General features: G+C 60.4%; 23 protein-coding genes. 13 read left to right on the top strand and 10 right to left on the bottom strand.

Features of this window, described 5'->3' with window-relative positions:
• Positions 1-2 precede the first annotated feature (2 nt).
• The 3 genes from O9K64_RS06000 (at position 3) to O9K64_RS05990 (ending at position 4,071) form a co-directional block, all read left to right on the top strand.
• Positions 3-2,618: a TRAP transporter permease gene (locus O9K64_RS06000; protein WP_420493155.1), complete on the top strand. Its 2,616-nt coding sequence runs from the start codon at positions 3-5 to the stop codon at positions 2,616-2,618.
• A gap of 71 nt (positions 2,619-2,689) precedes the next feature.
• Positions 2,690-3,121, top strand: coding sequence for a universal stress protein (locus O9K64_RS05995; RefSeq protein ID WP_275097165.1), 432 nt, complete (start codon positions 2,690-2,692; stop codon positions 3,119-3,121).
• Between the two features lie 161 nt (positions 3,122-3,282).
• The gene (locus O9K64_RS05990; RefSeq protein ID WP_275097164.1) at positions 3,283-4,071 is read left to right on the top strand and encodes a dienelactone hydrolase family protein; all 789 of its coding nucleotides are present in this window, start codon (positions 3,283-3,285) and stop codon (positions 4,069-4,071) included.
• A gap of 360 nt (positions 4,072-4,431) precedes the next feature.
• Here O9K64_RS05990 and O9K64_RS05985 read toward each other — a convergent pair whose 3' ends face one another.
• Positions 4,432-4,911 carry an Lrp/AsnC family transcriptional regulator gene (locus O9K64_RS05985; protein ID WP_275097163.1) on the bottom strand — a complete coding sequence of 160 codons (480 nt, stop codon included), beginning with the start codon at positions 4,909-4,911 and terminating at the stop codon, positions 4,432-4,434.
• A gap of 208 nt (positions 4,912-5,119) precedes the next feature.
• On the opposite strand from O9K64_RS05985, the gene ipdC reads away from it, so the two are divergent.
• The gene (ipdC, locus tag O9K64_RS05980; protein WP_335342242.1) at positions 5,120-6,772 is read left to right on the top strand and encodes an indolepyruvate/phenylpyruvate decarboxylase; all 1,653 of its coding nucleotides are present in this window, start codon (positions 5,120-5,122) and stop codon (positions 6,770-6,772) included.
• Here ipdC and O9K64_RS05975 read toward each other — a convergent pair.
• Together O9K64_RS05975 and O9K64_RS05970 are read right to left on the bottom strand one after the other, a co-directional pair.
• Positions 6,744-7,667, bottom strand: coding sequence for a bifunctional helix-turn-helix transcriptional regulator/GNAT family N-acetyltransferase (locus O9K64_RS05975; protein ID WP_275097162.1), 924 nt, complete (start codon positions 7,665-7,667; stop codon positions 6,744-6,746). The two genes, ipdC and O9K64_RS05975, sit on opposite strands and share 29 nt — an antisense overlap.
• A gap of 149 nt (positions 7,668-7,816) precedes the next feature.
• The gene (locus O9K64_RS05970) at positions 7,817-8,206 is read right to left on the bottom strand and encodes a hypothetical protein (protein ID WP_275097161.1); all 390 of its coding nucleotides are present in this window, start codon (positions 8,204-8,206) and stop codon (positions 7,817-7,819) included.
• Between the two features lie 330 nt (positions 8,207-8,536).
• Between O9K64_RS05970 and O9K64_RS05965 the strand changes: the two genes are divergently transcribed.
• From O9K64_RS05965 to O9K64_RS05945, 5 genes are all read left to right on the top strand, one after another.
• Positions 8,537-10,009 (top strand): 2Fe-2S iron-sulfur cluster-binding protein, encoded by a 1,473-nt coding sequence (locus tag O9K64_RS05965; protein WP_275097160.1) that lies wholly within the window; start codon positions 8,537-8,539, stop codon positions 10,007-10,009.
• 231 nt (positions 10,010-10,240) lie between these two features.
• Positions 10,241-11,752, top strand: coding sequence for a clostripain-related cysteine peptidase (locus tag O9K64_RS05960; protein ID WP_275097159.1), 1,512 nt, complete (start codon positions 10,241-10,243; stop codon positions 11,750-11,752).
• Between the two features lie 204 nt (positions 11,753-11,956).
• On the top strand, positions 11,957-12,919 hold the full coding sequence (locus O9K64_RS05955) for a GGDEF domain-containing protein (RefSeq protein WP_275097158.1): 963 nt from the start codon (positions 11,957-11,959) through the stop codon (positions 12,917-12,919).
• Between the two features lie 352 nt (positions 12,920-13,271).
• Positions 13,272-13,934, top strand: a complete 663-nt coding sequence (locus O9K64_RS05950) for a TetR/AcrR family transcriptional regulator (RefSeq protein ID WP_275097157.1) — start codon at positions 13,272-13,274, stop codon at positions 13,932-13,934.
• A gap of 39 nt (positions 13,935-13,973) precedes the next feature.
• Positions 13,974-15,044 (top strand): metal-dependent hydrolase, encoded by a 1,071-nt coding sequence (locus tag O9K64_RS05945; protein ID WP_275097156.1) that lies wholly within the window; start codon positions 13,974-13,976, stop codon positions 15,042-15,044.
• A gap of 124 nt (positions 15,045-15,168) precedes the next feature.
• Here the strand turns inward: O9K64_RS05945 and fabF are convergent, their stop codons facing one another.
• Complete coding sequence (gene fabF, locus O9K64_RS05940; protein ID WP_275097155.1) at positions 15,169-16,434, bottom strand: beta-ketoacyl-ACP synthase II; 1,266 nt, start codon at positions 16,432-16,434, stop codon at positions 15,169-15,171.
• Between the two features lie 258 nt (positions 16,435-16,692).
• Between fabF and O9K64_RS05935 the strand changes: the two genes are divergently transcribed.
• The 4 genes from O9K64_RS05935 (at position 16,693) to O9K64_RS05920 (ending at position 19,567) form a co-directional block, all read left to right on the top strand.
• Entirely contained in the window at positions 16,693-17,355 is a 663-nt protein-coding gene (locus tag O9K64_RS05935; protein WP_275097154.1) for a TetR/AcrR family transcriptional regulator, read from the top strand.
• A 101-nt stretch (positions 17,356-17,456) separates the two neighbouring features.
• Positions 17,457-18,188 carry an AraC family transcriptional regulator gene (locus O9K64_RS05930; RefSeq protein WP_275097153.1) on the top strand — a complete coding sequence of 244 codons (732 nt, stop codon included), beginning with the start codon at positions 17,457-17,459 and terminating at the stop codon, positions 18,186-18,188.
• An 81-nt stretch (positions 18,189-18,269) separates the two neighbouring features.
• Entirely contained in the window at positions 18,270-19,169 is a 900-nt protein-coding gene (locus O9K64_RS05925; RefSeq protein ID WP_275097152.1) for a DMT family transporter, read from the top strand.
• A 143-nt stretch (positions 19,170-19,312) separates the two neighbouring features.
• Entirely contained in the window at positions 19,313-19,567 is a 255-nt protein-coding gene (locus O9K64_RS05920; protein WP_275097151.1) for a hypothetical protein, read from the top strand.
• A 242-nt stretch (positions 19,568-19,809) separates the two neighbouring features.
• On the opposite strand, the gene O9K64_RS05915 is transcribed toward O9K64_RS05920, so the two are convergent.
• The 6 genes from O9K64_RS05915 to narH all read right to left on the bottom strand — a co-directional run bounded on the left by O9K64_RS05915 (position 19,810) and on the right by narH (position 25,021).
• The gene (locus O9K64_RS05915) at positions 19,810-20,499 is read right to left on the bottom strand and encodes a hypothetical protein (protein WP_275097150.1); all 690 of its coding nucleotides are present in this window, start codon (positions 20,497-20,499) and stop codon (positions 19,810-19,812) included.
• A 143-nt stretch (positions 20,500-20,642) separates the two neighbouring features.
• Positions 20,643-21,062, bottom strand: coding sequence for a gamma-glutamylcyclotransferase family protein (locus O9K64_RS05910; RefSeq protein ID WP_275097149.1), 420 nt, complete (start codon positions 21,060-21,062; stop codon positions 20,643-20,645).
• The gene (locus O9K64_RS05905; RefSeq protein ID WP_275097148.1) at positions 21,052-21,966 is read right to left on the bottom strand and encodes a phosphoribulokinase; all 915 of its coding nucleotides are present in this window, start codon (positions 21,964-21,966) and stop codon (positions 21,052-21,054) included. Before O9K64_RS05905 ends, O9K64_RS05910 begins: the two co-directional genes overlap by 11 nt.
• A 253-nt stretch (positions 21,967-22,219) precedes the next feature.
• Positions 22,220-22,915: a respiratory nitrate reductase subunit gamma gene (gene narI / locus O9K64_RS05900; protein ID WP_275097147.1), complete on the bottom strand. Its 696-nt coding sequence runs from the start codon at positions 22,913-22,915 to the stop codon at positions 22,220-22,222.
• Positions 22,916-22,927: 12 nt separating this feature from the next.
• Entirely contained in the window at positions 22,928-23,443 is a 516-nt protein-coding gene (gene narJ, locus O9K64_RS05895; protein ID WP_275097146.1) for a nitrate reductase molybdenum cofactor assembly chaperone, read from the bottom strand.
• A 15-nt stretch (positions 23,444-23,458) separates the two neighbouring features.
• On the bottom strand, positions 23,459-25,021 hold the full coding sequence (narH, locus tag O9K64_RS05890) for a nitrate reductase subunit beta (protein ID WP_275097145.1): 1,563 nt from the start codon (positions 25,019-25,021) through the stop codon (positions 23,459-23,461).
• Between the last annotated feature and the right edge of the window lie 39 nt (positions 25,022-25,060).

Genomic DNA, 25,060 nt, shown 5'->3' with positions numbered 1-25,060 from the left:
GCATGATGAGCAAAGAGACAACAAGAGAGGAGAACGTCAGCGACCTGGAACTGCAGGCGATGGTCGCCCAGGTGGATAGTGGCGCGCGCCATCCCGCGGGTATCCCTGGCAAGATCCTGTTCGGCGTGCCGCTGGCGTGGTCGCTGTTTCAGCTCTGGTATGCCTCACCACTACCGTTTTTTTTCAATTTCGGCGTGTTCAACGACACCGAGGCGCGCTCCATCCACTTGGCGTTTGCCCTGTTCCTGGCGTTCACCGCCTTTCCCGCATTCAAGCGCTCGCCGCGTGAGAGCATACCCCTGGCGGACTGGATATTTGCCGTGCTGGGGGCGTTCAGCGCCGCCTATATCTACCTGTTCTACGAGTCCCTGTCGGGGCGTTCCGGTGCGCCGATCACCCAGGACCTGGTGATCGCCTCCATCGGCATGCTGCTGCTGCTGGAGGCGACCCGGCGCTCCCTGGGGCCGCCGCTGATGGTGGTGGCGATCGTCTTCCTCATCTATACCTTCGGCGGACCCTACATGCCGGATGTGATCGCCCACAAGGGGCAGAGCCTGTCCAAGGTGATGTCCCATCAGTGGCTCACCACGGAGGGCGTGTTCGGTGTGGCGCTGGGGGTCTCCACCAGCTTCGTGTTTCTGTTCGTGCTGTTCGGCGCCATGCTGGAGAAGGCCGGGGCCGGCAACTATTTCATCAAGATGGCCTTCGCCCTGCTCGGCCATATGAAGGGCGGTCCGGCCAAGGCGGCGGTGGTCGCCTCGGCGGCCACCGGGCTGATCTCCGGTTCTTCCATCGCCAACGTGGCGACCACCGGCACCTTTACCATCCCGTTGATGAAGCGGGTGGGTTTTTCCGGCGCCAAGGCGGGCGCGGTGGAGGTGGCCAGTTCCACCAATGGCCAGCTCACCCCGCCGGTAATGGGGGCGGCGGCCTTCCTGATGATCGAGTATGTGGGGATCTCCTACATCGAGGTGATCAAACACGCCATTCTGCCGGCGGTGATCTCCTATATCGCGCTGTTCTACATAGTGCACCTGGAGGCGCTGAAGGCGAATATGCAGGGCCTGCCGAGGCGCACCCAGAGCACCCTGGCGCAGAAGCTGATGACCTTTGCCGCTATCGTCGCCGGCACCTGCTTCATCGGCCTGGTGGTCTACTACGGCATCGGCTGGATCAAGACTTACGCCGGCGAGGCAGCATTCTACATTGTCTCGTTGCTGATCATGATCGTCTATGTCGCCCTGATCAAGTTTGCCTCGCGCTATCCCGAACTGGAGGTGGATGATCCGGAAAACCCGGTGCTGGAGCTGCCGGAGGTGGGGCCGACGGTCAAGGTCGGACTCTACTTTCTGCTGCCGATCGTGGTGCTGATGTGGTGCCTGGTGGTGGAGCGTTTCTCACCCGGTCTGGCCGCCTTCTGGGCAACCCTGTTCATGATCTTCATCGTCATCACCCAGCGTCCGCTGGTGGGTTTCTTTCGCGGCGAGAGCGGTGAGATGGAGTGGATCGAGTTCCGCCACGGCCTGGTTGACTGTATCGACGGCCTGGTGGTGGGGGCGCGCAACATGATCGGCATCGGCGTGGCCACCGCGGCGGCCGGCATCGTGGTCGGTACCATCACCCTCACCGGTATCGGCCAGGTGATGATCGAGTTCGTCGAGTTCATCTCCGGCGGTTACCTGATCCTGGCGCTGATCTTCACCGCCGCCATCTGTATCGTGCTTGGCATGGGGCTGCCCACCACGGCCAACTACATCGTGGTCTCCAGCCTGATGGCACCGGTGGTGGTAACCCTGGCGGCCAACAGTGGCCTGGTGGTGCCGCTGATCGCGGTGCACATGTTCGTGTTCTATTTCGGCATCCTGGCGGATGACACGCCGCCGGTGGGACTGGCCGCCTTTGCCGCGGCCGCCATTGCCAAGAGCGATCCGATCCGCACCGGTATCCAGGGCTTCATGTACGATATCCGCACCGCGATCCTGCCCTTCCTGTTCATCTTCAACACCCAACTGCTGCTGATCGGCATCGGCAGCTGGCTGGAACTGATCCTGGTGATCGTCAGTGCCGTGATCGCCATGCTGCTGTTCGCCGCGGCCACCCAGGGTTACTGGTTGACCCGTAGCCGCCTGTGGGAATCCCTCGCCCTGCTGCTGGTGGCGTTCACCCTGTTCCGACCCGGCTTCTGGTGGGATGAGGTGTACGCGCCCACCACCGTTATCCCCGCTACGGAGATAGCCCGGACAGCGGAGGCGGTGCCGGAGAACGGCAAGTTGCAGATGACGGTGGCCGGTGAGACCCTGGATGGCAAGTTCGTGGAGAAGACTCTCCTGCTGCCGCTGGGTCCGGCCGGTAGCGGTGAAGAGCGCCTCGCCAGCGCCGGGCTGGAGACGCGTGTGGAGGGCCTCAAGGTGTTTGCCGACAACGTGATGTTCGGCAGTGCGGCGCAGGGTGTGGGGATCGATTTTGACTGGGAGATCGTCCGCCTGGAAGTGGAGTCCGATCGCCCGGCCAAGCAGTGGATGTTCATACCGGCGCTGCTGCTGTTGGCCCTGGTCGGCCTGATTCAGTTTCGGCGTCACACCAGGCTGGAACGGCAGAGTGCGCCACAATCTGCCTGATCCCCGCCTGATCTCCCTTGGTCGGCGACCCGGGTCGGTCCCGGGTCGTCACTGGTAAAAAGGAACCGGTTATGTTCAAGAAAATATTGCTGCCGATCGATCTCCAGGAGACGCAGCTGGCGGTCAAGGCGTTACGAATCGCCACCGAGGAGGCGCGCAAACACCAGGCGGAGATTTATGTGATGACGGTATTGCCCGGATACGGCCTGCCCCTGGTGGCTTCCTTCTTTCCCGACCAGGCGATGAAGGAGGCGATGAAGGAGGTGGCCAAGGTGATGAAACGCTACATCCGCGACAACCTGCCCGATGATATCGTCACCCATCCGGTGATCACCGAAGGCAATCCCCCGGAACAGATCCTCAGGCAGGCGAAGAAGATCGATGCGGACCTGATTGTCATCCCGTCCCACGCCAAGGGGTTGACCCAGGTCTTTCTCGGCTCCTGTGCCGCCAAGGTGGTGGAGCACGCCAAGTGCTCCGTGATGGTGATCAAGGGCGGGTGACCGACTAAAGGGGATGCGGAGCTTGTGACACGGATTACCCGGACTAGACTTAGATGGCGTCCAAAAGCATCCGCAGGTGGTCTGTTTCATCGGCTGATTGATGGTTTGTGGCAACTTCGGACGGACGCGGTGCACCAAAACAACATCATAAGGAGGAGTTTATGCGCCGGATTATTGGATTGAGTGTCTTGCTGTTGGCCGCCTGGTCGGCACAGGCGGAGGTTCAGGGAGAGGAGGTGACCTACCAGGCGGGCGATACCACGCTCAAGGGTTACCTGGCCTATGACGATGCCATCACCGGCCAGCGGCCGGGAATCCTGGTGGTACACGAGTGGTGGGGCCACAACGAGTATGCCCGCAAGCGCGCACGCCTGCTGGCCGCGATGGGTTATGCCGCGCTGGCGGTGGACATGTACGGCGATGGGAAACAGGCCGATCACCCGAAGGATGCGGGGCAGTTCGCCGGTGAAGTGAGCAGCAACATGGAAGCGGCCACCACCCGCTTCGAAGCGGCCATGGCGTTGCTGAAACAGCACGCGGCGGCGAACCCCGCGCAGATCTCGGCCATCGGCTACTGTTTCGGCGGCGGCATCGTGCTGGAGATGGCGCGTCGTGGGGTTGATCTGGACCTGGTGGCCAGCTTCCACGGTAGCCTGGGAACTGACGCACCGGCCACACCGGGCAGTGTGAAAGCGGAGGTGCTGGTGTTCAATGGCGCGGCCGATCCGTTCGTCAAGCCGGAACAGATAACCGCATTCCAGTCGGAAATGGAGAGTGCCGGGGTCAACTACCGGTTTGCCAGTTACCCGGGGGCCAAGCACTCTTTCACCAATCCCGACGCCACCGCGGTGGGTCAGCGGTTTGATATGCCCCTGGCCTATGACCTGGAGGCGGATCATCTCTCCTGGCTGGCATTCCAGCAGGCGCTGGAGGAGATGTACAGCAAGTAGCGGTCCGATATTGATCTCTCGCAAAGACGCCAAGAACGCAAAGAAAATACCGGTACGCCTCGACTTTGCGTGCTTTGCGTCTCTGCGAGAATAATTTTTCTGATTACGCACCCGGCTCGGCCGTATCAGAGGTGGGGTGATGAGGTCCGTAGGGTGGGTTAGCGGCGCACAGCCACGACACTTTCCGACTGCAGCAACGCCCGGGCGCCGCGTAACCCACCAGTTCTCCGGCCACCCAACGGTGGGTTTCGTTGTGCATCGGGCAATATGTGCGAAGCGTGCCTGTCTGTTCGATGGGCTACGTCGTACCTCCTCCGCCCATCCTACATCCCTGCGGTAGTCAGTCAGGGTGAGATCGGCTCAGCTCTCCAGATCCAGCAGCGGCAGCGAACCGCGCGCCTTGATCTGCGACAGCTGGATATTCGACTTGATGGAGGAGACCCCGGGCATCTTCATCAGGTGCTCGGAGATAAAGCGCGAGAAGCCCTGCAGGTTGCGGGCGATCACCCGCAGCTCGTAATCCCCGTCACCGGTGATCAGCAGGCACTCCAGGATCTCCGGCCGCGCCTGTACCGCCTGCTCGAATGCCGCCGCGATATTCTCCTGATGTTTCTCCAGGGTGATGTTGATCAGCGCCACCACGTCCAGCCCCAGGGCCTGCGGGTCGATCACCGCCGAGTAACCGGTGATGACGCCGGACTTCTCCAACTGCTGCAGACGGCGGGCGCACTGGGAGGGGGAGAGATTGATGCGCTCCGACAGGGCGACATGGGAGAGGCGGGCATCCTGCTGCAGATGGTGCAGGATCAGTCTGTCGTACTTGTCCAGTTTGAGGGGCATGGTCTGTCTCGCGATGGCTGGGTCTGTTCCGGTGATGCAAAACCAGGCAAGTAGCCGTGCATAACGCCCTGGTATTGCGTGAAAAATGCGTAAAAATAGAATAGATGCGTGAAAGTAGCATTATGGTCCGGTTTAGGCCAGGTAATCACGCGAAAACAGCATGAGAATTCCGCTATGCTGACAGCCGTTTCCACCCCTGACTGGAGAGATGATGATGACACTGGCCGAGGCACTGCTGGACGGTTTGAAGCGACACGGCGCACGGGAGTTGTTCGGGATACCCGGGGACTTCGCGCTGCCGTTCTTCAAGGTGATTGAGCAGTCCGGCATCCTGCCGTTCTATACCCTGAGCCATGAGCCGGGGGTCGGTTTCGCCGCCGACGCCACGGCGCGCTACCGTGGCTCACTCGGGGTGGCGGTGGTCACCTACGGCGCCGGTGCCTTCAACATGGTCAACAGCGTGGCCTGTGCCTACTCCGAGAAGTCGCCCCTGGTGGTGATCTCCGGTGCCCCCGGCATTGCCGAGCTGCAGGGCGACCTGTTGCTGCATCATCAGGTGAAGAGTCTCGCTTCCCAGCACCAGGTGTTCAAGGAATTCACCTGTGACCAGGCCGTGCTGGACGACCCGCGCACGGCACCGGACAAGATCGCCCGGGTATTGCGCAACTGCCTGGAGCAGTCGCGTCCGGTCTATATCGAGTTTCCGCGTGATCGGGTGAACAGTCCCTGTGATGCCGTCCCGCTGCTGGAGCCCTCCGTGGGCGATCCCCGGGCGCTCGCCGCCTGTGCCGGGGAGATCCTGGCGCGGCTTGCGGCGGCGCAACGGCCGGTGATCCTGGCCGGAGTGGAGGTGCGCCGTTACGGCCTGGAGGAGAAGGTGGCGGAGCTGTCGCGCCGCCTGCGACTGCCGGTGGCCACCTCGTTTATGGGGCGCGGCCTGTTCTCCCATGCCGATTGCCAGCTGATCGGCTCCTATATCGGCATGGCCGGTGATCCCACAGTCAGTGAGACGGTGGAGGAGTCGGATCAGCTGCTGATGCTGGGGGTGATCGTCTGCGACACCAATTTTGGCGTATCCGCCAGACGGCTGGATATCCGCCATACCGTGAATGCCGCGGACCGCGAGGTGGCGGTGGGGTATCACCTGTACCGGGCACTCTCCCTGGCCGAGCTGGTGGACGAACTGCTGCGCCAGACCGCGTCCAACACCCACCATGCGACCCCGCTGAAACCCGACTATCCTCGTGGCCTGGTGGTGGACGATGCGGCCATCGTGCCCACCGATATCGCCCGGGCGGTGAATGACCTGTTCGATCGCTACGGTCCCATGCCGATCGCCTCGGATATCGGCGACTGCCTGTTCACCGCTATGGAGATGGACAACACCCAATTGGTGGCGCCGGGCTACTACGCCACCATGGGTTTCGGCGTGCCGGCGGGACTGGGTCTGCAGGCCGCCAGCGGCGAGCGGCCGATCATCCTGGTGGGCGACGGGGCGTTCCAGATGACCGGTTGGGAGCTGGGCAATTGCCGCCGCTACGGCTGGGACCCGATCGTGCTGCTGTTCAACAACAGCTGCTGGGGCATGCTGGCCACCTTCCAGCCGGAGAGCAGTTTCAACCACCTGGATGACTGGCGCTTTGCCGAGATGTGCGGGCCGCTGGGGGGCGACGGGGTACGGGTCGGCAGTCGCGCCGAACTGCAAGCGGCATTGGAGCGGGCGGTGGCGGCCCGGGGCCGCTTCCAGCTGATCGAGATCATGCTGGCTACGGACGCTCGCAGCGCCACCCTGCAGCGTTTCATCGAGGCCCAGGGACGGCGCAGCGGGATGGTTACAACTCCATATCCCAGCTCTCGCTGATGATCTCGGTGCCGAACTGCTTCTCCTGCCAGGCGCCGCTGCAGCTGAACCCCGCCTTGGTGTAGAGCTTGCGCGCCTGGGTCAGGTCGGCACAGGTCCACAGGGTGATCCGCCGGTAGCCGGCCTGGCGGCAGAAATCGACGCACTGCTCGATCAACCGACGGCCGAGTTGCAGACCGCGAAAGCGCGGTTCCACCAGTAGCGCACGCAGCCGCGCCGTGGTCTCATCCTCCTTGACGGCGAAGATACTGCCGGCGAACTGCCCGTCCACCTCCGTCACCCAGCCGCGTTCACGTTGCGGGTCATAGTTGCTGGCAAAGGCCGAGAGCACATCCAGCACCGTGCGCTCAAAGCTCTGGTCCCAGCCGTACTCGGTGGCATAGAGTACGGCATGGCGGTTGATGATGGTGCCGAGATCACCCAGTTTCAGCGGTCGGATCAGCACCACGTGCCGGCTGTCGGACTCCAGCAGGTGACGGATACGTGTCATGGCGGCGATCAGTTCGTCCTGCTGGTCCGGCGGCAGGGGCTTGAGCAGGAGCTGCATGCTCTCCCGTGCCAACCCGTCGAGCGACTTCAGCTGGGCCTCGCCGCGCGATGTCAGGGTGAGTTGTTTGCGGCGCCTGTCCCCGGGGTCGGCGTCGCGCTGCAATAGCCCCCGCTCCAGCAACTTGGCGAGTATCCGGCTCACATAGCCCGGGTCCATGCGCAGATAATCCGCCAGCGAGGTGGCGGTGGTGCTGCTGTCCCGGGCCACCTCGAACAGCACGCGGATCTCCGGCAGGCTGTACGGTTCACCGAGAAAACATTCGTCGAGAATGCCGATTTGGCGGGTATAGAACCGGTTGAAAACCCGGATCCGGTCGATTCTGTCTGCTGCCTGGTCGCTGCTCATCGGCTGATCTCCCTGCGTATGTGCCGTTAATATGCAACCAATTAGTTGACATAGTCAACAAAAATAAACCCGCTTGCCTGAGGAAGTTGAACGCAGGGGCGAAGTCGATCTTCGCGTCGGATGGTACGACCCCGGTTGACGCTGCTTGTTCAGTTGAAACCGAGCCGGCCAATCAGCGGGAAGCGGTACTCGTTTCCGGCCATCGCCTTGGCCAGCCCCACGATACCCAGCAGCACCAGGGTGGAATGTACCGTGGTGAAATAGAGGATCAGCACCATCCAGGTGTTGGCGCTGCGATAGCCCCCCAGCCAGAGGATCGCCAGGTTGGCGAACACCAGCAACACGCCGCCGATGAGGCTGGCGATGAAGGTCTGCTCCAGATGGCAGCGGGCCAGGGGCGGGGCGCTGTGGCGGTGCTTGAAATAGAGATAGGCGAGCCAGAGAAAGCAGACGCCGGGCAGCAGCAACAGGTTGGCCAGGAACAGCGCCTGCGCCATGATCGCCAGTTGCATCCCCGGTTGTTCGCCTGTTTCGTTCATAGCTTGAAACCGTATTTTCTTATTCTGCCTGATTAGAGTGTAGCTGGTGACATGCTACGGGCAACGACGCCGGCTGTCGTTGCTCGCGGCGGTTCTCAGGCTTACTAACTCAAGTTTCGGAGTTCAAAAGGCGTCGTTCAGGGCGGGCTACCCCCTTGCCGGGACCGTCGGAGGCAGGGATGCCGACGCCGAGCGTACAGGGAAGTATTCACAGCGTGTCGCGGCAAGGGGGTGGCCCGCCCGGTGTCTGGAACTGAACTCCGAAACTTGAGTTACTAACGGTATGGGAACTGCTATATTGCCTTGACAGTGAATCAGGAGGGAAGCCGTATGCCGCAACTGTTATCACTTTCCCGGGCCGCGCGTCTCGCGGATGTCACGCGCGGCGAACTGCAGAAAAGAATCAGAAAAGAGCGGGTTAAAACCTTTGAAGGCGAGATCGCCGTCGAGGACCTGCTGAGCCTCTATCCCCATATCAATCTGGATGACGACCCGGTCCTGGAGCGGGTTCTGCGCATCAAGAGCGAGGCGCGCCCCAAGACCCACTACAGCGACGGCTGGATGCCCGACCCGCAGGTCCTGATGCAGCGGCTGCACGAGTTTCAGTACACCCTGGTACGGACCAAATCGGCCCTCAACACCTCCGAAGCCTTATTGGATGAAACCGTCAGCGATCTGCGAAACGCGCTGGAGAAACCGGAGCCGGTGTTGCGCGCGGCGATCAAGCAGTGCATTGGTAAACTGGCCGGCGCCAGAAACCGACTGGACCGGGCAAGTGACGCCAAGGCGCGCCTGTTCGCCAAGGACGCCCTGTTGAAGATCGTTACCGCCAGTGTGCGCCTGCAGCCGAGTGGCCACGAGTACTTCATCGAAGGCAACGACTCGATCCTGGAGGCGGGGCTCAAGGCCGGCCTCTATCTCGACTACGGCTGCACCAGCGGCAACTGCGGCGCCTGCAAGTGCCGGGTGGTTTCGGGCGCCGTGCGCCAACTGCGCCAGCACGACTATGTCCTGAGTGCCAAGGAGCAGGCCGAAGGCTATATCCTGGCCTGTTCCAACACCGCGATCTCCGACCTGGTAATCGAGGCCAGCGAGGCCACGGTCAGCGACCGGTTGCCCCATCAGGTGATTCGCGCCGGGGTGCGCAAGCTGGAACGGGAGAGCCCCGAACTGGCGGTGCTGCATGTGCAGACACCGCGTACCCAGTCGCTCCGCTTCAAGGCTGGACAGCGGGTCAGGGTGACCAGCGAAGATGGTGTCAGTGACAGTCTCTACATCGCCAGTTGTCCATGCGACGGTCGCAATCTGCTGTTCCTGGTCTTTTCCGGCATCGGTTCACCCCTGGAAGCAACGGTGTTCCAGGGTGGCCTGGCGGAACAGACCCTGCTGCTTGAAGGTCCGGATGGCGATTTCCTGCTGCATGAAGACTCCAGGCGCCCGGTACTGTTTGTCGCCAAAGGCGGCGGCCTGGCGCCGATCAAGAGCCTGGTGGAGCAGGCCATCACCATCGATGATGCCGAAGAAATCTCGCTGATCCTGGTGGGCGGAAGCCCGCCCGGCTCCTCCCTGGAACGACTCTGCCGCTCCTGGAATGACGCCCTGGACAACTTCCAGTACCGCAGCACCGAGGCATCCATCCCGGCCGATCAACTGGCGGACCAGATCATCCAGGCCGTGGAACAGAACCCGCGCACCGAGATCTACATTGCCGGTCCCAAGGCGTGGCTGAACAGCCTGCTAAGGGCCGCGGCAGACCAGGGTGTGGACCCCGGTGAATGGTCTGTGGAGACGGTGGGGTGTTGATTTTTTAAGCACACAACCAAACCCGTGGGCCGGTACGGCTGATTCCGGGCATCGGGGGAGTGTCAATGCCATCAGCTAAGCCTACGCGGCGATGACAGAAAAAGATTGTGATGTGGTATCGAGCGAAGACGAGGTGGAGAGTTTCCTGGCGGTCCTTCGAGTCATCGTGGAATGTCTCCACAACGCGTGCGATCGAAAATGATGTCAGTGGCCCCGTTGGGAGTGTGCCTTTTGAGACGACTGTTATTTTTCCTGAGTTTGCTTTTATCTTTTCAATCCTTCGCCACTGAAACCAAGGATTTCTTGTTTATTTTGTATCTCAATGCCGACAATTCCCTGGACCGGCAAGTCGGGGTTATTGTGGGCAGGCTGCAACAGTTAAAGGAACTCAAGAACACCCATGTCACAGTATATTTCGATGGGGAACGGTTGAACGACACCCATTGGTATTATCTGACCCAAGGGCCTGGCGGTGTACGGAGTGTCACTGTGAAGGAGAATATTGAGATGGATTCCGCCGCATCGGATACCATCGTCGATTTCGTTGCCTGGAGTCTGGCCAACTTTCCGGCTCGCAAGAATATTTTTCTTATGGCTGCCCATGGTTTTGGGGTTCATGGCCTCACAGAGGCACGCGAGCACAATAACTTCATCGATGACCGGCAGTCGGGAAACGCTCGCAACGATGACCATTGGACCCGGCTCCTGGAAACAGAGCTAAAAAATCAAAATAAGAAGATTGATCTGTTTGTTTACTACTCCTGCCTGATGGGAGAGATCGAAAATCTTCTACCCTTTAAACGTATCACTGAGGCCGTGGTGGCCTCCAAAACCAGTATCTGGCTGGATAAGAATCCTTATTCGACACTAGCACGCGGCATCGAGCCGGAGAAATTCATTGCCTTCGCTGATGCCCATCCCGAAGTGAAAGCGGTGAATCTAGCCGAACATATCGTGGATAATTTCCGCAAATCCTATGAAGCCCACACCTTTGAAGACGCGCCGGGGTTCTTCAAACAACACGAAGCCGCTCTGGCCGTGTTTGATCTGAACAATCTGGAACCGGCCATCGAACGTCTGAATGAGACCGCCAGGAGAATACTCAACCATCCGGAAAAAGAAGAGATTTATCGAAGAATTATTATCGACCTTTTATCTTTTCCCCAAAGCGTTTCTTATGAGTATTTTGATTATGGCGTATTGCTCGATTATTTTGCCTCACTGACTGAAAACACAACAGACACAGTGAATTGGCTGACAGAATCTGACCGGCCCATGATCCTCAAACGTTATGACCGCAATAATGAATTTCCAGTTGATCAGCAGCTTTCCGGTTTGTCTGTCTATTTCCCAAATTTCTATGCCTGGTTCATCAAGCGGACGTATACGACTTCGGTTTTTCAGCACTATGCTTCCGATATTCCGGAGGAGTTCAGTGACTGGAAAAAATTCGTCAGCGACTATTATGGTTTTGTCCGAGAAAATGAAATCAAAATGTTTATGGAGTTTGCAATACAAAGAATCTTCGAGGAGACGGATTTTCCGGCTTCGCGGTGGGGCCCATCCGAACTGAATAATGATATCTGGCTTTTCACGGTTGTTGAGACCCTGCTTCTGCGAAGGAAGAAAGATCCTGAAATCCGTGCTCTGGCTAAAGATTATATTTCCAGGATAGAAAAGGCCCTGCATAAGGACAAGGCGCTCAAAGACCACATCAACCTTTTGAAAGATGCTTACGACTGAATGTCTCTCCAAGCCAGACATGGGAGGTAGTGTCAATAATATTCTGCACATTTCTTGGCGGCGATTTATCGGGGCCGGCATCCCGGCGCCATCAGCTGATGGTCTTGCGCATGCGGTACGACAGGCTATGATGGTGCCACACGACAATAAACGGCAGTTAATCAAACGGTTATAACCACGAATTTAAAAAGGGATTGAGCGGGCATGGCGATATTGGATGATGAGAAGGAGGGTTTGTACAAGACTTTGCTGGAGTCGACCAAGGCCATCCCATGGAAGCTTAACTGGGTCACCAAGGAGTTTGAGTATATCGGCCCACAGATTGAAAAACTGCTGGGATGGACACAGGAGAGCTGGGCGACCGCCCAGGAGTGGATCGACCGGATACATCCCGAGGACCGGGACGAGACGGCGAACCTGTGTATCTCCCAGTCAGAGCATGGTATCGACCACGAAGCGGACTACCGTGCACTGACCGCGGACGGCGGCTATGTCTGGGTGCGTGATGTGGTGCATGTGCTACGCGAGAATGGCGTTACCACCGCGCTGGTTGGCTTCATCTTCGATATCTCCGAGCGCAAGAAGATGGAAGACGTGCTGCTGCGTCTGAACAGGCAACTGGAGGCGCTCTCTTTCCATGACGCGCTTACCGGCGTGGCCAACCGGCGCATGTACGACAAGACCATGGGGGCTGAGTGGGCACGCGCGCATCGCAATCAGGAGCCCATGTCGCTGATTGTCATCGATATCGACCACTTCAAGGAATACAACGATCGCTATGGGCACGTGATGGGCGATGAGTGTCTGGTGAAGGTGGCCACGGCACTGGGGGGCGTGAGCTCGCGCTCCACGGACCTTCTGGCCCGTTACGGCGGTGAGGAGTTTGTTCTCATGCTGCCGAACACCGATCGCAATGCCGCGCTGGAGCTGGCGGAAAGGTGCTGTGCCGTGGTCGCGGGGCTGCGGATCCCGCATGCCGCATCCGGTGCCAGTGACGTGATCACCATTAGCGCCGGTTTAAGCACCATCGTACCCTCCGCAAACACCCACCCCGCATCGGTGTTCGATGCGGCGGATAAAATGCTCTACCAGGCCAAGCAGAAAGGGCGCAACTGCGTGGTGTATGCCGGGCCGCGAGAGGCGTCGGTCGATACCAGGCAACGTTAGTCGGTTGGGTTTCGCGGGCGCACCGCAACCTACGCGCTCACCCTTTCCCCACCCTGGCCTGATGGGGCCACGGTTCGATGTGTCCCCTATATGAATGGCACTAAGTTAAGGCAGGAATCCATTTTTTCGTCATTCCGGCGCAGGCCGGAATCCATGAATTCACCGCGGATGCGGGTTCTGGATCCCGGCATTCGCCGGGATGACGGGGGCTCTGGGCTTAACTTAGTGCCATTCTCCCCTATATGACGCCACCTCCGGAGACCTGCCGCCCCTGAGCTATAATCTTGTTGTTACCTGTTGTGGGGTACGGGATGAAGGACATTCGTGGTAGGTCTACTTCTGAGGCAGGACGATGACGAATGAGACAACGGTAAGATCGCGAATCCTGGATATTGCCCTCATGTTGGCAGAGGCCAAGACATGGGAAGCGGTGCGGCTGCAGGAGGTGGCGAGCCGGGCCTCGCTCTCCCTGGTGGATATCCGGGCCGAATTCAGGGAGAAAGATGAATTGATCGATGCCTGGTTTGAGCGTGCCGACCGCGCCATGTTGACCGACGCCGCGACGCTGGCCCATCGGCGGCTGGCACGTCACCAGCGCATGCACCGGGCGATCATGACCTGGCTCGGCGCGCTGGCCGGGCATCGCCGGGTGACCCGCCAGATGGTTCTGGGCAAGCTTGAACCCGGGCATCTGCATCTGCAGATTCCCGCGCTGATGCGTATCAGCCGTACCGTGCAGTGGATGCGTGAGGCTGCGGGGTACCAGGCCGTCTTTCCCCGGCGGGCGTTGGAGGAGACGGTGCATACCAGCATCTATCTCGCCACCTTTTCCCACTGGATGTTCGATGACTCGCTGCGCTTTCAGCGAACGCATAGGTTTCTCCATCGGCAATTGAAGCGGGCCAAACCGGTCTTTAGTTGTGGTACAGCCCTGAGCGGGGCACGTGGGGCGGGCTACCACCCTTCACACGCCACGCCCCGGGCGGAAGCGCAAGGTGACCAGCCGATCCATTGAGTCCGGTAGAGACCATTTGCGGTCTCTCTTCGAAAGGCGATGGATACTCTGACCCACTCGCTGTTTGGCGCCTTGGTGGTGCGCGCCACCGATGGCCGGAAATCGGCATGGGGCGGGATCGGTGCCCGACGGGCAACCCTGGTGGGGGCCGCCACCGCGGCCTTTCCCGATATCGATTACCTCACTTTCTGGATAGATCCGCTCAGCTTTCTCGCGGACTGGCACAGAGGTCCGACCCATTCGCTGCTGCTGGCGCCGCTGTGGACCATTGCGCTTGGCTGGTCATGCGCCTGGTGGCTGCGTGACCGGGCCAATAGCCGGGGCTATATGGGCATCTGCCTGCTGGGGCTGCTCTCGCACATCGCTTCCGATCTTCTCACCAGCTATGGTACGCAGATCCTGGCGCCGTTGTCGGACTGGCGCCCGGGGTTCGGGACCACCTTTGTCATCGACCCCTATTTCAGCGCGATCGTACTGGTGGGAGTGGTGGCTTCAATCGGTTTAGGCTGTTCGCTGGGTGCGCGTGCCGGCCTCGCGGTGCTGGCTCTCTATCTGGGTCTTCAGGTGTTGCTGCAGCAGCAGGCAAAGTCGATCGGAGAAACCTATGCCCGAGTCGAACGATTGGAGCAGGCGACCAGCCGTGCCGTGGCCCAGCCGCTGTCACCGTTCAATTGGTTGATTATCGTCAGCGAAGGGGAGCGCTATCATATCGCCCGGGTGAATCTTGCCGCTACGGGAGGTCAACCGCCAGGTGGCGCCTCGGGGTGGCTGGCGAGACTTTGGTCCGCCTACCAGGCGCCCCAGGCCTTGAATTGGGAGAGGCGAAGCCGCTTTGGTGAGCCTGGCCGGGTGCGGGAGCTGGTCCGGCCCGTATGGCAATCGACCGGGTTTGCCGCGTTTCGGCGCTTCGCCCGCTATCCTGCGCTGTACCGGATCGACCAGTTTGAAGGGGAGACCTGCGTCTGGTTCACCGATTTGCGTTATCGCCTGCCGGGGCTGATTCCGCCTTTTCGCTACGGCATGTGTGGCACGGGCGGGATCGAACACTGGGGACTGTATCGGTTAAGGCGTTTTACCCTCGATGAGCGTCAGGCCCTGGAGAAACGCTGATGCATCCTGCCGCTTGCGCGCCAGTCCGTAGGTTGGGGTGAGGAACGAACCCCAACAGCGTAGCGGAAAGGAATTTAGTTGGGGTTCGCAGGCTCACCCCAACCTACGAACTCCAGATTAACCGTTATACCTTACTGACGATCAGCGCGGCGTTCACCCCGCCAAAGCCGAAACCGTTACACAGGGCGTGTCGCGTGGTTTGGGGGCGGGCAACGTTGGGTACGAAATCCAGGTCCTGCATCGCCTCGTCGCTGGCTTCCAGATTCAGGGTCGGGGGCAGCAGGTCGTGCATCACCGCCAAGGCCGAGAAGATGCTTTCGATGCCGCCCGCGGCACCCAGCAGATGACCGGTGGCCGATTTGGTGGAGGAGACCGGGGTCGTCGGCAGACTATCGCCGAACACGCTACGCAGGGAGGCCACCTCGGCATTGTCCCCCACCGGGGTGGAGGTGGCGTGGGCATTCACGTAATTGATGTCGCCGGGTGCGAGTCCGGCCATCTTCAGGGCGGCGCGCATGGCGGCGGCCGCGCCGGAGCCGTCCTCCGGTCCGGAGGTGATGTGATAGGCATCGGCGCTGGTACCGTAGCCACTGAGTAGGGCCAGCGGCGTGGCGCTGCGTGCCTGGGCGTGTTCCAGGGTTTCGATCACCATCAGGCCCGATCCTTCGCCCATGACAAAACCGTTGCGCGCCCGGTCGAACGGACGCGACGCCCTAGTCGGTGCCTCGCTTTCGGTGGAGAGGGCCTTGAGGGCATGGAAACCGGCCAGCGACAGCGGGTCGACGCACGCCTCGGCGCCCCCCACCAGGGCCACGTCCGCCTCGCCGCTGCGGATGATGCGCATGCCGTCGCCAATGGCCTGGATACCCGCGGCACAGGCGGTCACGGGGCAGCCCAGGGGGCCTTTGAAGCCGTAGCGGATGGAGAGGTTGCCCGCGGCCATGTTGGCCAGGAAGGCCGGTACGGTAAACGGGGAGAGGCGCTTGTAGCCGCGCGTATCCAGGGTTTGCTGGGCCTGGGTGATGGTGGTGAAACCGCCGATGCCGGTGGCGATGATGGTGGCGGTCGCCTGCCGCTCGGCCTCGGTTTTGGGAAACCAGCCGGCCTGTTCCAGCGCCTGCTGGGCCGCCCCCAGGGCATAAATGGTGAACAGATCGAGCTTTTTGCGTTCTTTCTTCTCGATCAGCGGTTCGATGTCGAAGCCGGCTTCCGGGTCCTGCTCGATACCGGGTACCAGCCCCGCGATCTTGATCGGAAAATCTGTCGTATCAAAACGGTCTATCAGGCCAACGCCCGATTGGCCAGCGGTCAGGCGCTCCCATACCGGCTTGACGCCGCAACCCAGAGGGCTGATCATGCCCATCCCGGTGATGACGATCGGTGAACTCATGGTTTCTCCACAGCTTGAGTTAAGGGCTCGCGCAAAAATAAGTTTCGGTATTCGGTCGCAACTGGACCCCGCTGGCGGCGTTACGCTTTTTGGCAAGGGAACGGCCATTGCCTGCAAAGCGTGCCTTGCCAGCGTGGCCCAGTTACGCCCTCGGTACTGCGAAATTATTCTTGCGCGAACCCTGAGGATGAAACTCTAGCACCAGACAATATATGATCAAGATAATATTTTGCCCACGCGGGGTGGTGAGGGAATCTCATGTCTTATTCTGAAGATCACAAAGCAAAATCCAAGGACCGCATCCTGAAGTCCGCGACCGAACTGTTTTGCCGCTACGGTTTTGATAAGGTCTCCATCAGCCAAATCATGAAACTGGCAAAGCTGACCCATGGTGCTTTTTATGCCCATTTCGAATCGAAAGAGGCCCTCTACAACGCCTCGTTCCTGGAGACCCTCAAGGGCAGCCGTGCTGCTCGACTGGTCAAGGGGCCGTTGTCGATCAAGCACTTGACGGCCCTGGTTACCAGTTACTGGAACTTGCAGGAACTGAAGGAAAAAAGCAAGCCCGGCCCGGAAACGATCCTGTTTAACGAGATCGGCAACGAAAATGCCGAAGTCAAGAAACTGTTCGAAACTTCATACCACAACCTGAAAAAGATGCTGGAAACCCGCATCATGGCCTTGAGCCGGCTCAAGAAGCTGCCCTTCGAACCGGATCGCGACACCATTGCCGAAAAATCCCGGGCCATCCTTGCATCGCTGGTGGGCGCAGTCGCCATCGCCAAGAGCATTCCCCACGAAGAGGAGCGGCGCGGCATCCTGGAGGCCACGCAAAAGCAGATCCTGATCATGCTCGGCGTGAATGAGAGCGAACTGGACAGTGTACTGGGTGCAGTGGCGCCGGATGTCTGGCAGAGTTGAGGCGCACAGCTGCCGATTTAGCCCCGGCGGCGGATCGGTGGGGAAACCCCGCCACAAGGTGCAGGCTCCCAGCCGCTGAATCCATTACTACAATCAGCATCATGGCGCACGCGAACCTGACCCTGGATCTACGCAGCTACAGCAGTGAAACCCATGCCCATCAGCATGATTATCACCAGCTGGTGCTGCCCGTGGCCGGCCGTCTCTCGATGCGGGTCGGCGGGCAGGAGGGCGCGGTCTCCGCACAACGGATCGCCGTGATCGCCGCCGGGCGGGAGCATGGTTTCGCCGCTACCGATCTGAACTGTTTTGTGGTGGCTGATGTACCTGAAGCCCTGGCACCCGAACTGGCACGCTTGCCGGCTTTTATTCCGCTCGATAAAACCCTGTCGCAATATGTCGCCTTTCTGCACCTGAAACTCCAGCAAGGCCCGGGCAACCGGACCAGTGAGCGGCAGATGCTGCTGCTGTTGATCCAGCTGTTACAGGAGCGCTACGGCGATGCCTTGCGGCTGGATCGCCGTATTGAGGCGGCACGTGCCTATCTCGACCAGTATTCCGACCGACCCACCTCTCTCACCCGGCTCGCGGCAGTGGCTAATCTCAGTACCCGCCAGCTCAGTGAACTGTTCCGGCGCCAGCTCGGTATGACCCCACAGCAGTATCTGCTGGAGAAGCGCATGCAGCGGGCGTGGCAGCTGCTGGAAGCCGATGAACTGGACATCCAGCAGATCGCCGAGCGGGTGGGGTACGGCAGCCTGTCCGCCTTCAGCGACCGCTTCCGCAAGCACTTCGGCCATTCGCCACGCCACTTTCGCCGGATCGGCAAATAATCCCGCCACACCGGCAAAGACCCATGTTGCGCGGGCGCATAGACTCCCAATCATCAATATCGGTTGATTCCGGGAGGGGGTATGTCCCCGCAGCATCGCGCCACCCTGATCGGCTCCGGCGCCATATTCCTCTGGGGTGCCCTGGCCCTGCTGACCCGCCTGACGGAGGGACGCATACCGCCGTTTCAGATGATGGCGATGACCTTCTCATTGGCGTTCCTGCTGATGCTGGGCCGCTGGTGCGGCCAGGGCCATCTGGGGTTGCGCCACCTGCGCCAGCCGCCACTGGCCTGGCTGCTCGGTGTCGCTGGCTATTTCGGTTATCACTTCTGCTATTTTCTCGCCATGCGCCTGGCACCCGCGGTCGAGGTGAGCCTGCTGGCCTATCTCTGGCCCCTGCTGATCGTGCTGCTCGCCGCGTTGCTGCCCGGCGAACGGCTCAGGCCGCGCTATCTCGCCGGCGCCTTGCTGGCGCTTGCCGGCTGCTGGCTGCTGGTCGGTGGGGGTGGGAGCGGTTTCAATCCGGACTATCTGGCCGGCTATCTCCTGGCGTTGGCCTGCGCCCTGATCTGGTCAGGTTATTCGGTTCTGAGCCGCCTGCTTAGACGGGTACCCACCGATGCCGTCGGCTGGTTCTGCGCGGCGACCGCCGTGCTCGCGCTGCTGCTCCATCTGGCGTGGGAAACGACTGTCTGGCCGCAGGGTGGCGGTCAGTGGATCGGGATGGTGGGGTTGGGCCTGGGACCGGTGGGGATCGCCTTCTTCGCCTGGGATCATGGCATCAAGCACGGCGATCTGCAGCTGCTCGGGGTGCTGGCCTATGCCGCGCCGCTGATCTCCACGCTGCTGCTGTTGATCACCGGGGAGGCCTCGCCGAGCTGGACGCTGCTGCTGGCCTGCCTGGCCATCGTGGCCGGCTCGCTGATGGCCGGACACCGTGGCCGCGCGGTTGAGGATAAATCGGTTGCGGTTGAAGGGTAGGGGGCGGAGCCTTGCTGCAGTCGCCACCATCAGGTTGTCCAGGCTCGATCCGTCAACCGGGGGAACGGCTGCCGCTACGGGTCAGCCTGCCTCAACTATACTCAATGTCTGTGTGATCCCACCCAGACATTGGAGGTTACGATATGACCAAGCAACTATGGCTCACCGCGGTCTTGACCCTGGCCTTCTCCGCGCCCGTGCTGGCCGGCCACTGCCCGAAGGATGCCAAGGCGATTGATGCCGGGCTGAAAACTACCCAGCTCGGCGATACGCAGAAGTCGGAGGTGATGGCGCTGCGTGACGAGGGGATGAAGCAGCATGACGCGGGCCAGCACAGTGAGGCGGAGAAGACCCTCGCCAAGGCGATGCGGATGCTGTTGGAAGCCGGCAAGATGTAGCCAGGAGATCAATATCGGGCCGTTGTGCCTCTTTTGTGCAAGGGGCAGAACGGCCTTTCTGTTGCCAAATATCCGCGAAAAGGCGTAGCGTTGTGGGTTCCGATCATCTTCCCCGGGTCGATTGTGCCCACCTGCGCTCGACTGGGCACGGTGGGTGGCTGGCATGATTGTCCCGGGTGAGCAGCGTGGGTTACATCCCGGCCTCAACCCATGCCATCCAGGGCGGTCTGGTCGCTTGATTCCTAGTAGGAGATGGCGATCGCCACCATTACGTTGTCGAAGCTCGATCCATCAACCGGGGGAACGGCCGCCGCCAGCCGGTTTTCTCGCTGTTCCAGGTCGAATAGCCGCTGATTGAGCGCCACAACACTGGCCTCCAGCGAGCTTCCATTGTTCACCGGATCACCAAATCCCTCGCTCAGGGTGATCATCTCCTGTCGAACTTGCATCAACTGCTCATCCACCACTGCCCCCGCGGCGGCCATGGAGAAGGCCTCGCCCTTACTGGTTGCCTCCAGCGCCACCTGGATGAACAGGTCGCTACCGCGCAGCGCCACCTCGGTGTTGAAAAACGCCAAGCCGTTGTCCAGCGAGTTGCCGTCGTGGACCAGGTAGCCGAAGGCGCCGATTTCCCGGGTCTCCTCAATTACCGGCACCGCCGCACTGGCTACGGCGGCCTGGGCAAAATCGGGTGCCCGCGATTCGGCCAGCCCGGCCAACAAGGTTTCCTGGCTGTATTTGTCTTGAATCTGGTGGTTGAGGGCGTGCAGCGACTGGTTAAGCGCCTCGTCACTGAAGACTTCGGGACCCACTCGGCCGTCACCGCTCGCCTCGGCCAGTAGTGCACTGCTCGATACCGTTGTTAACAAAGCGGTCGCATACATGACACCCAACGCGGTTCGACAGGGTCTGGTAACCCGCTTCTTGTTCATGGCATTCTCCTTCTGAAATGGGTCCTGGTGGTAGAATACTAGACCAAATCAGTAGGAAATAGGTGATGGAGTTGTTATCGGGCTGTCATGGCTTTTTTGTTCAAGGGGCAGAACGGCCAGGAGTTCATGGCGGCGGGTTTCCTTTATTGTGGACCTGCCGGGCGGGGCGGTTCCAGATAGTAGCCCGACGGGATCGCTTGCAGCCGCGCGGTGTCCCGTAGGTAAAGGTAGACCCAGGCCGGCCGGTGGGCACCGTCCGGCAGCAGAATCGACCGGATCTCCCGCCGGTATTCGTGTGGTTGCGGCGACTCCTCGCTGCAGGCTTCGTACCGATCCAACCGCTTCAGCAGGGTCAGTGGATCGCGCATGGCATAGAGTTCGCCATGAACCCACTCGTCGGATCGGTCGGATACGACGGCGCCCGGATAATCCTGCACGGCATAGAGCCGGGCCTGTAATCGGCCGGGCGAGACAAAGTCGCTCTGGCCGAGCAGGACCTGGTGCATCGGATGGCCGGCACCCCTGAGCAGGGTGCCGTAGACAAACAGCAGCTTAGTCGTCATGCCGGGCGCTCTTCTTCTTTTTCTTGACCCGGAGGGCGTTCTTGGAGTTTTTCACCAGGTCCTCGATGATCGGTGCCAGCAACACCTCCATGGCGAAGGTCATCTTGGTGCCGGGTATCACCAGGGTGTTGCGGCGCGAGATGAAGGAGTTTTCGATCATGTGCTTCATGTAGACCAGATCGATATTGTACTTCTTGATGATGCGCTTCTTCACCCGGATCACCACCAGACTCTCGTCGGCCGTCGGCACCTCCCTGGAGATAAAGGGGTTGGAGGTGTCCACCGTGGGGATGCGCTGAAAGTTGATGTCGGTGTGAGAGAACTGCGGGGTGATGTGCTCCACGTAGTCATCCATGCGGCGCTTGATCGCCTCGACAATGGATTCGGTGTCGTAGCCGCGGGTCTCGTTGTCGCGCTGGATCTTCTGTATCCACTCCAGGTTGATGATCGGCACCACCCCGATCAGCAGGTCCACATACGGGCGCACCTCCGGCATGCCGCCGTGGAGTCCCTCATAGAGCAGCAGGTCGGTCTCCTCCTTGGTCTCCACCCAGGGGGTGAAGGTGCCCGGTTTCATATCCCACTGCAGGGCCTCCTCCTCGTTATGCAGGTATTGGCGGATCTTGCCCTGGCCGGTCTCCTTGTAGGTCTTGAACAGCAGCGCCAGCTCGTCCAGCAGGTTCGCCTCGGGGCTGAAATGACTCAGGTTGCGACCCTGCTGCTTGGCCAGCTTGGTGGCCTTTTTCATGTCGCTACGGGTGTAGCGGTGGTAGGAGTCACCCTCGATCATCAGCGACTGGATACCTTCACGATAGAAGATATGGCCAAAGGCGTCCCGGACGGTACTGGTGCCGGCGCCGGACGAGCCGGTCACGGCGACAATCGGAAATTCTCTCTTACCCATGGATGCACAATTCTCGGCAATTCTGAACGACGAATCGGCCGATTCTGGCATATTTTCGAGCGGATTGCCCGGCCATTTGAAGATTGAAGGGTGGAGGGTGATGTTTGCAATATTCAAAAAAAGAGGGGGGCAATGCCCCCCTCCACAACCACTGCCGGTCCGGCTGGTCGTCAAAGGCGCCGACCCACCGTTACGTATCAACGCACTCTTGTGGGTGGGTAGGTGTACTTCGACACCGGAAACTGCCTGACACTCAGTTCATGCGGACCTTTTTCACCCGCACGATCTGGTAGGGGCGGCTGATGTAGCTCAGCGGTACGCTCCAGACATGGACCAGTCGGGTGAACGGGAACAGCAGGAACACGCTCATGCCGAAGAACATGTGCAGCTTGAAGATGAAGTTCACATTCTGGATCAGGCTGGGATCGACACTCAGGGTCGCCACGCTCTTCACCCACTCGGTCAGGGCGATCATGGTGCTGGCATCGCCATGGGCGGCGTGCTCAAAGGAGACTACCGTGGTGCTCAGGCCCAGGGCAACGGTGGCCAGCAGCCAGCCGATGATGAAGGTATCACGCTTGCGGCTGACCGCACGCACCCGCGGCTCATTCAGGCGGCGCAACAGCAGCATGATGGCACCGATCAGACAGAGGCTGCCGAAGATCAGACCCGCATAGATGGCAATGTACTGGTGGGTGGCATCGGAGATGCCAGCCGCCAGGAACCAGCTGTGCGGGGTCAGCATGCCGACCAGGTGGCCGAAGAAGACCGCCAGTATGCCCACGTGGAACAGGTTGCTGGCAAGCCGCATGTTCTTGCCGCTCAGCAGCTGACTGGAATCGGCCTTCCAGGTGTACTGTTCACGATCGAAACGGAGCCAGCTTCCCAGCAGGAAGATGGTACCGGCGAGGTAGGGGTAGGCCCCAAAAAAGAAGTTATTCAGTGTCATTCAAAACGCTCCTCAGGCTGCTTGGGCCAGATGTCCACGGTTTTCCACAATGCGAAGTATCCGCGCGTAGGGGCTCTCGGCCTTTTCCAGATTGTCGCCAATCACCTTCAGTACCTTGGCGGCGTCGCCCAGGAAGACCCGCGCCTGCAGGTCGTCCAGTGTGGAGACATACTCCAGGATCAGCGGCAGGAAGTCGGGGATCTCCTTGCTCTCGATCTCCAGGCCGCTGGCCTTGTAGTACTCGGAAAGGTCGATCAGCGCCGGACCGCGACCCCGGTCATCACCAAACAGGTGATGGGTGAGGTGCAGGTCGTGCTCCGGAACCATGTCGAAGGTCTGGACATACTTGCTCTGCAGACCGGTCAGGTCGTGCATGTTTATCCAGGAGATCAGATGGAGCAGATCTTCCTTCTCCTGCGGGCCAATGGCGTCATCCTGGTGGATGGCGTCGATGATCCCGGACAGGTTTTCCATCAGTTCGTCATCCGGATAATCGAGCAGCCGGGCCATGATGTTGTAGATAAGCATCGTGATAATCTCCCGTTAAACGGTATCTTTTTTCCGCGGTTGCTGAATGCCCTGAGGGGTATAGGTGCGTTTGCGTGGCGCGGGGAACAGGGTAAACCCTTCGCCGCTACCACTGCCCTGAGAGCTGACGTTGCCGGCACTGAAACCGTTCTGTCCCTGGAAGGCATAGGGATCTTCCTGCGCCAGCGCCTCGTTGGCGGTTGGGATTACGAAGCGGTCGTTGTAGTTGGCGATACCGAGCATCTGGTACATCTCGTCGGACTGCGCCTCGGTCAGGCCGGCGGCTTCCAGGGCGGCGAGGTTGGTGGTGCCGTCCACGCCCTTGGAACGCTGGTTGCTGCGCATCGCCAGCAGACGGTTCAGGGCGCTGACGATCGGCTTCTCGTCGCCGGCGGTGAGCAGGTTGGCGAGATACTGTACCGGGAAGCGCAGTGCCTCGGCCTTGGGGATCACGCCGTCGGCCTCGGTCGGCAGGGTGCCCTGGTCGATCTGGCTCTGTACCGGCGACAGCGGCGGCACGTACCACATCATCGGCAGGGTGCGATACTCCGGATGCAGCGGGAAGGCGATCTTCCACTCGATGGCCATCTTGTAGACCGGCGAACGCTTGGCCGCTTCCAGCCAGGTGTCGGGGATTCCCTGCTCCTGGGCCTGACGGATCACTTCCGGATCGTTCGGATCGAGGAAGATATCCATCTGCGATTTGTACAGATCCTTTTCGCCGGCCACGGCGGCGGCGTCGCTGATCTTGTCGGCGTCATACAGCACCACGCCCATGTAACGGATACGCCCGACACAGGATTCGGCGCAGGCGGTCGGCATGCCCGACTCGATACGCGGATAGCAGAGGATGCACTTCTCGGACTTGCCGGATTCCCAGTTGAAGTAGATCTTCTTGTACGGGCAGGCGCTGACGCACATGCGCCAGCCGCGGCAGCGGTCCTGATCGATCAGCACGGCACCGTCCTCGTCACGCTTGTAGATCGCGCCGGACGGGCAGCTGGCGACACAGGCCGGATTCAGACAGTGGTTACACAGTCTCGGCAGATACATGTGGAAGGTCTTTTCGAACTCCTTGTAGATCTGCTTCTGGATACCCTTGAAGTTCTGATCCACCGAGCGCTTATCGAACTCGCCGGCCAGGTCGTCTTCCCAGTTCGGACCCCAGTGGATCTTCTCCATACGCTCGCCGGTGATCTGGGAGAGCGGACGGGCGGTCGGCGCCGCCTCGGAGAGGGGCTTGTTCTGCAGCTTGGGGTAGTCGTAGTCGAACGGCTCGTAGTAGTCGTCGATCTCCGGCATGTCGGGGTTGGCGAAGATGTTCAGCAGCTTGCTGATGCGGCCGCCGGCCTTCAGCTCCAGCTGGCCGTTCTCTTTCTTCCAGCCGCCTTTCCACTTCTCCTGGTTCTCCCACTCCTTGGGGAAACCGATGCCGGGCTTGGATTCGACGTTGTTGAACCAGGCGTACTCAACACCCTTACGGTTGGTCCAGATGTTCTTGCAGGTTACAGAACAGGTGTGGCAACCGATGCACTTGTCCAGGTTCAGGACCATTGCGATTTGTGCACGTATATTCATCATTTATTCCTCAATATTCTTTCCACCGGGTGCAGGGTG

It is taken from the genome of Sedimenticola hydrogenitrophicus (assembly GCF_029017505.1).
Taxonomy (GTDB): Bacteria; Pseudomonadota; Gammaproteobacteria; order Chromatiales; family Chromatiaceae; genus Sedimenticola; species Sedimenticola hydrogenitrophicus_A.
The sequence above is the reverse complement of the archived record's forward strand: the minus strand, read 5'-3'. Positions and strand labels throughout refer to the sequence as shown.

Bases quoted from the DNA above. Each gene is read 5' to 3' on its own strand.
- O9K64_RS06000 (WP_420493155.1), top strand. From the start codon at position 3: ATGATGAGCAAAGAGACAACAAGAGAGGAGAACGTCAGCGACCTGGAA.
- O9K64_RS05995 (WP_275097165.1), top strand. From the start codon at position 2,690: ATGTTCAAGAAAATATTGCTGCCGATCGATCTCCAGGAGACGCAGCTG.
- O9K64_RS05990 (WP_275097164.1), top strand. From the start codon at position 3,283: ATGCGCCGGATTATTGGATTGAGTGTCTTGCTGTTGGCCGCCTGGTCG.
- O9K64_RS05985 (WP_275097163.1), bottom strand. From the start codon at position 4,911: ATGCCCCTCAAACTGGACAAGTACGACAGACTGATCCTGCACCATCTG.
- ipdC (WP_335342242.1), top strand. From the start codon at position 5,120: ATGATGATGACACTGGCCGAGGCACTGCTGGACGGTTTGAAGCGACAC.
- O9K64_RS05975 (WP_275097162.1), bottom strand. From the start codon at position 7,667: ATGAGCAGCGACCAGGCAGCAGACAGAATCGACCGGATCCGGGTTTTC.
- O9K64_RS05970 (WP_275097161.1), bottom strand. From the start codon at position 8,206: ATGAACGAAACAGGCGAACAACCGGGGATGCAACTGGCGATCATGGCG.
- O9K64_RS05965 (WP_275097160.1), top strand. From the start codon at position 8,537: ATGCCGCAACTGTTATCACTTTCCCGGGCCGCGCGTCTCGCGGATGTC.
- O9K64_RS05955 (WP_275097158.1), top strand. From the start codon at position 11,957: ATGGCGATATTGGATGATGAGAAGGAGGGTTTGTACAAGACTTTGCTG.
- O9K64_RS05950 (WP_275097157.1), top strand. From the start codon at position 13,272: ATGACGAATGAGACAACGGTAAGATCGCGAATCCTGGATATTGCCCTC.
- O9K64_RS05945 (WP_275097156.1), top strand. From the start codon at position 13,974: ATGGATACTCTGACCCACTCGCTGTTTGGCGCCTTGGTGGTGCGCGCC.
- fabF (WP_275097155.1), bottom strand. From the start codon at position 16,434: ATGAGTTCACCGATCGTCATCACCGGGATGGGCATGATCAGCCCTCTG.
- O9K64_RS05935 (WP_275097154.1), top strand. From the start codon at position 16,693: ATGTCTTATTCTGAAGATCACAAAGCAAAATCCAAGGACCGCATCCTG.
- O9K64_RS05930 (WP_275097153.1), top strand. From the start codon at position 17,457: ATGGCGCACGCGAACCTGACCCTGGATCTACGCAGCTACAGCAGTGAA.
- O9K64_RS05925 (WP_275097152.1), top strand. From the start codon at position 18,270: ATGTCCCCGCAGCATCGCGCCACCCTGATCGGCTCCGGCGCCATATTC.
- O9K64_RS05920 (WP_275097151.1), top strand. From the start codon at position 19,313: ATGACCAAGCAACTATGGCTCACCGCGGTCTTGACCCTGGCCTTCTCC.
- O9K64_RS05915 (WP_275097150.1), bottom strand. From the start codon at position 20,499: ATGAACAAGAAGCGGGTTACCAGACCCTGTCGAACCGCGTTGGGTGTC.
- O9K64_RS05910 (WP_275097149.1), bottom strand. From the start codon at position 21,062: ATGACGACTAAGCTGCTGTTTGTCTACGGCACCCTGCTCAGGGGTGCC.
- O9K64_RS05905 (WP_275097148.1), bottom strand. From the start codon at position 21,966: ATGGGTAAGAGAGAATTTCCGATTGTCGCCGTGACCGGCTCGTCCGGC.
- narI (WP_275097147.1), bottom strand. From the start codon at position 22,915: ATGACACTGAATAACTTCTTTTTTGGGGCCTACCCCTACCTCGCCGGT.
- narJ (WP_275097146.1), bottom strand. From the start codon at position 23,443: ATGCTTATCTACAACATCATGGCCCGGCTGCTCGATTATCCGGATGAC.
- narH (WP_275097145.1), bottom strand. From the start codon at position 25,021: ATGAATATACGTGCACAAATCGCAATGGTCCTGAACCTGGACAAGTGC.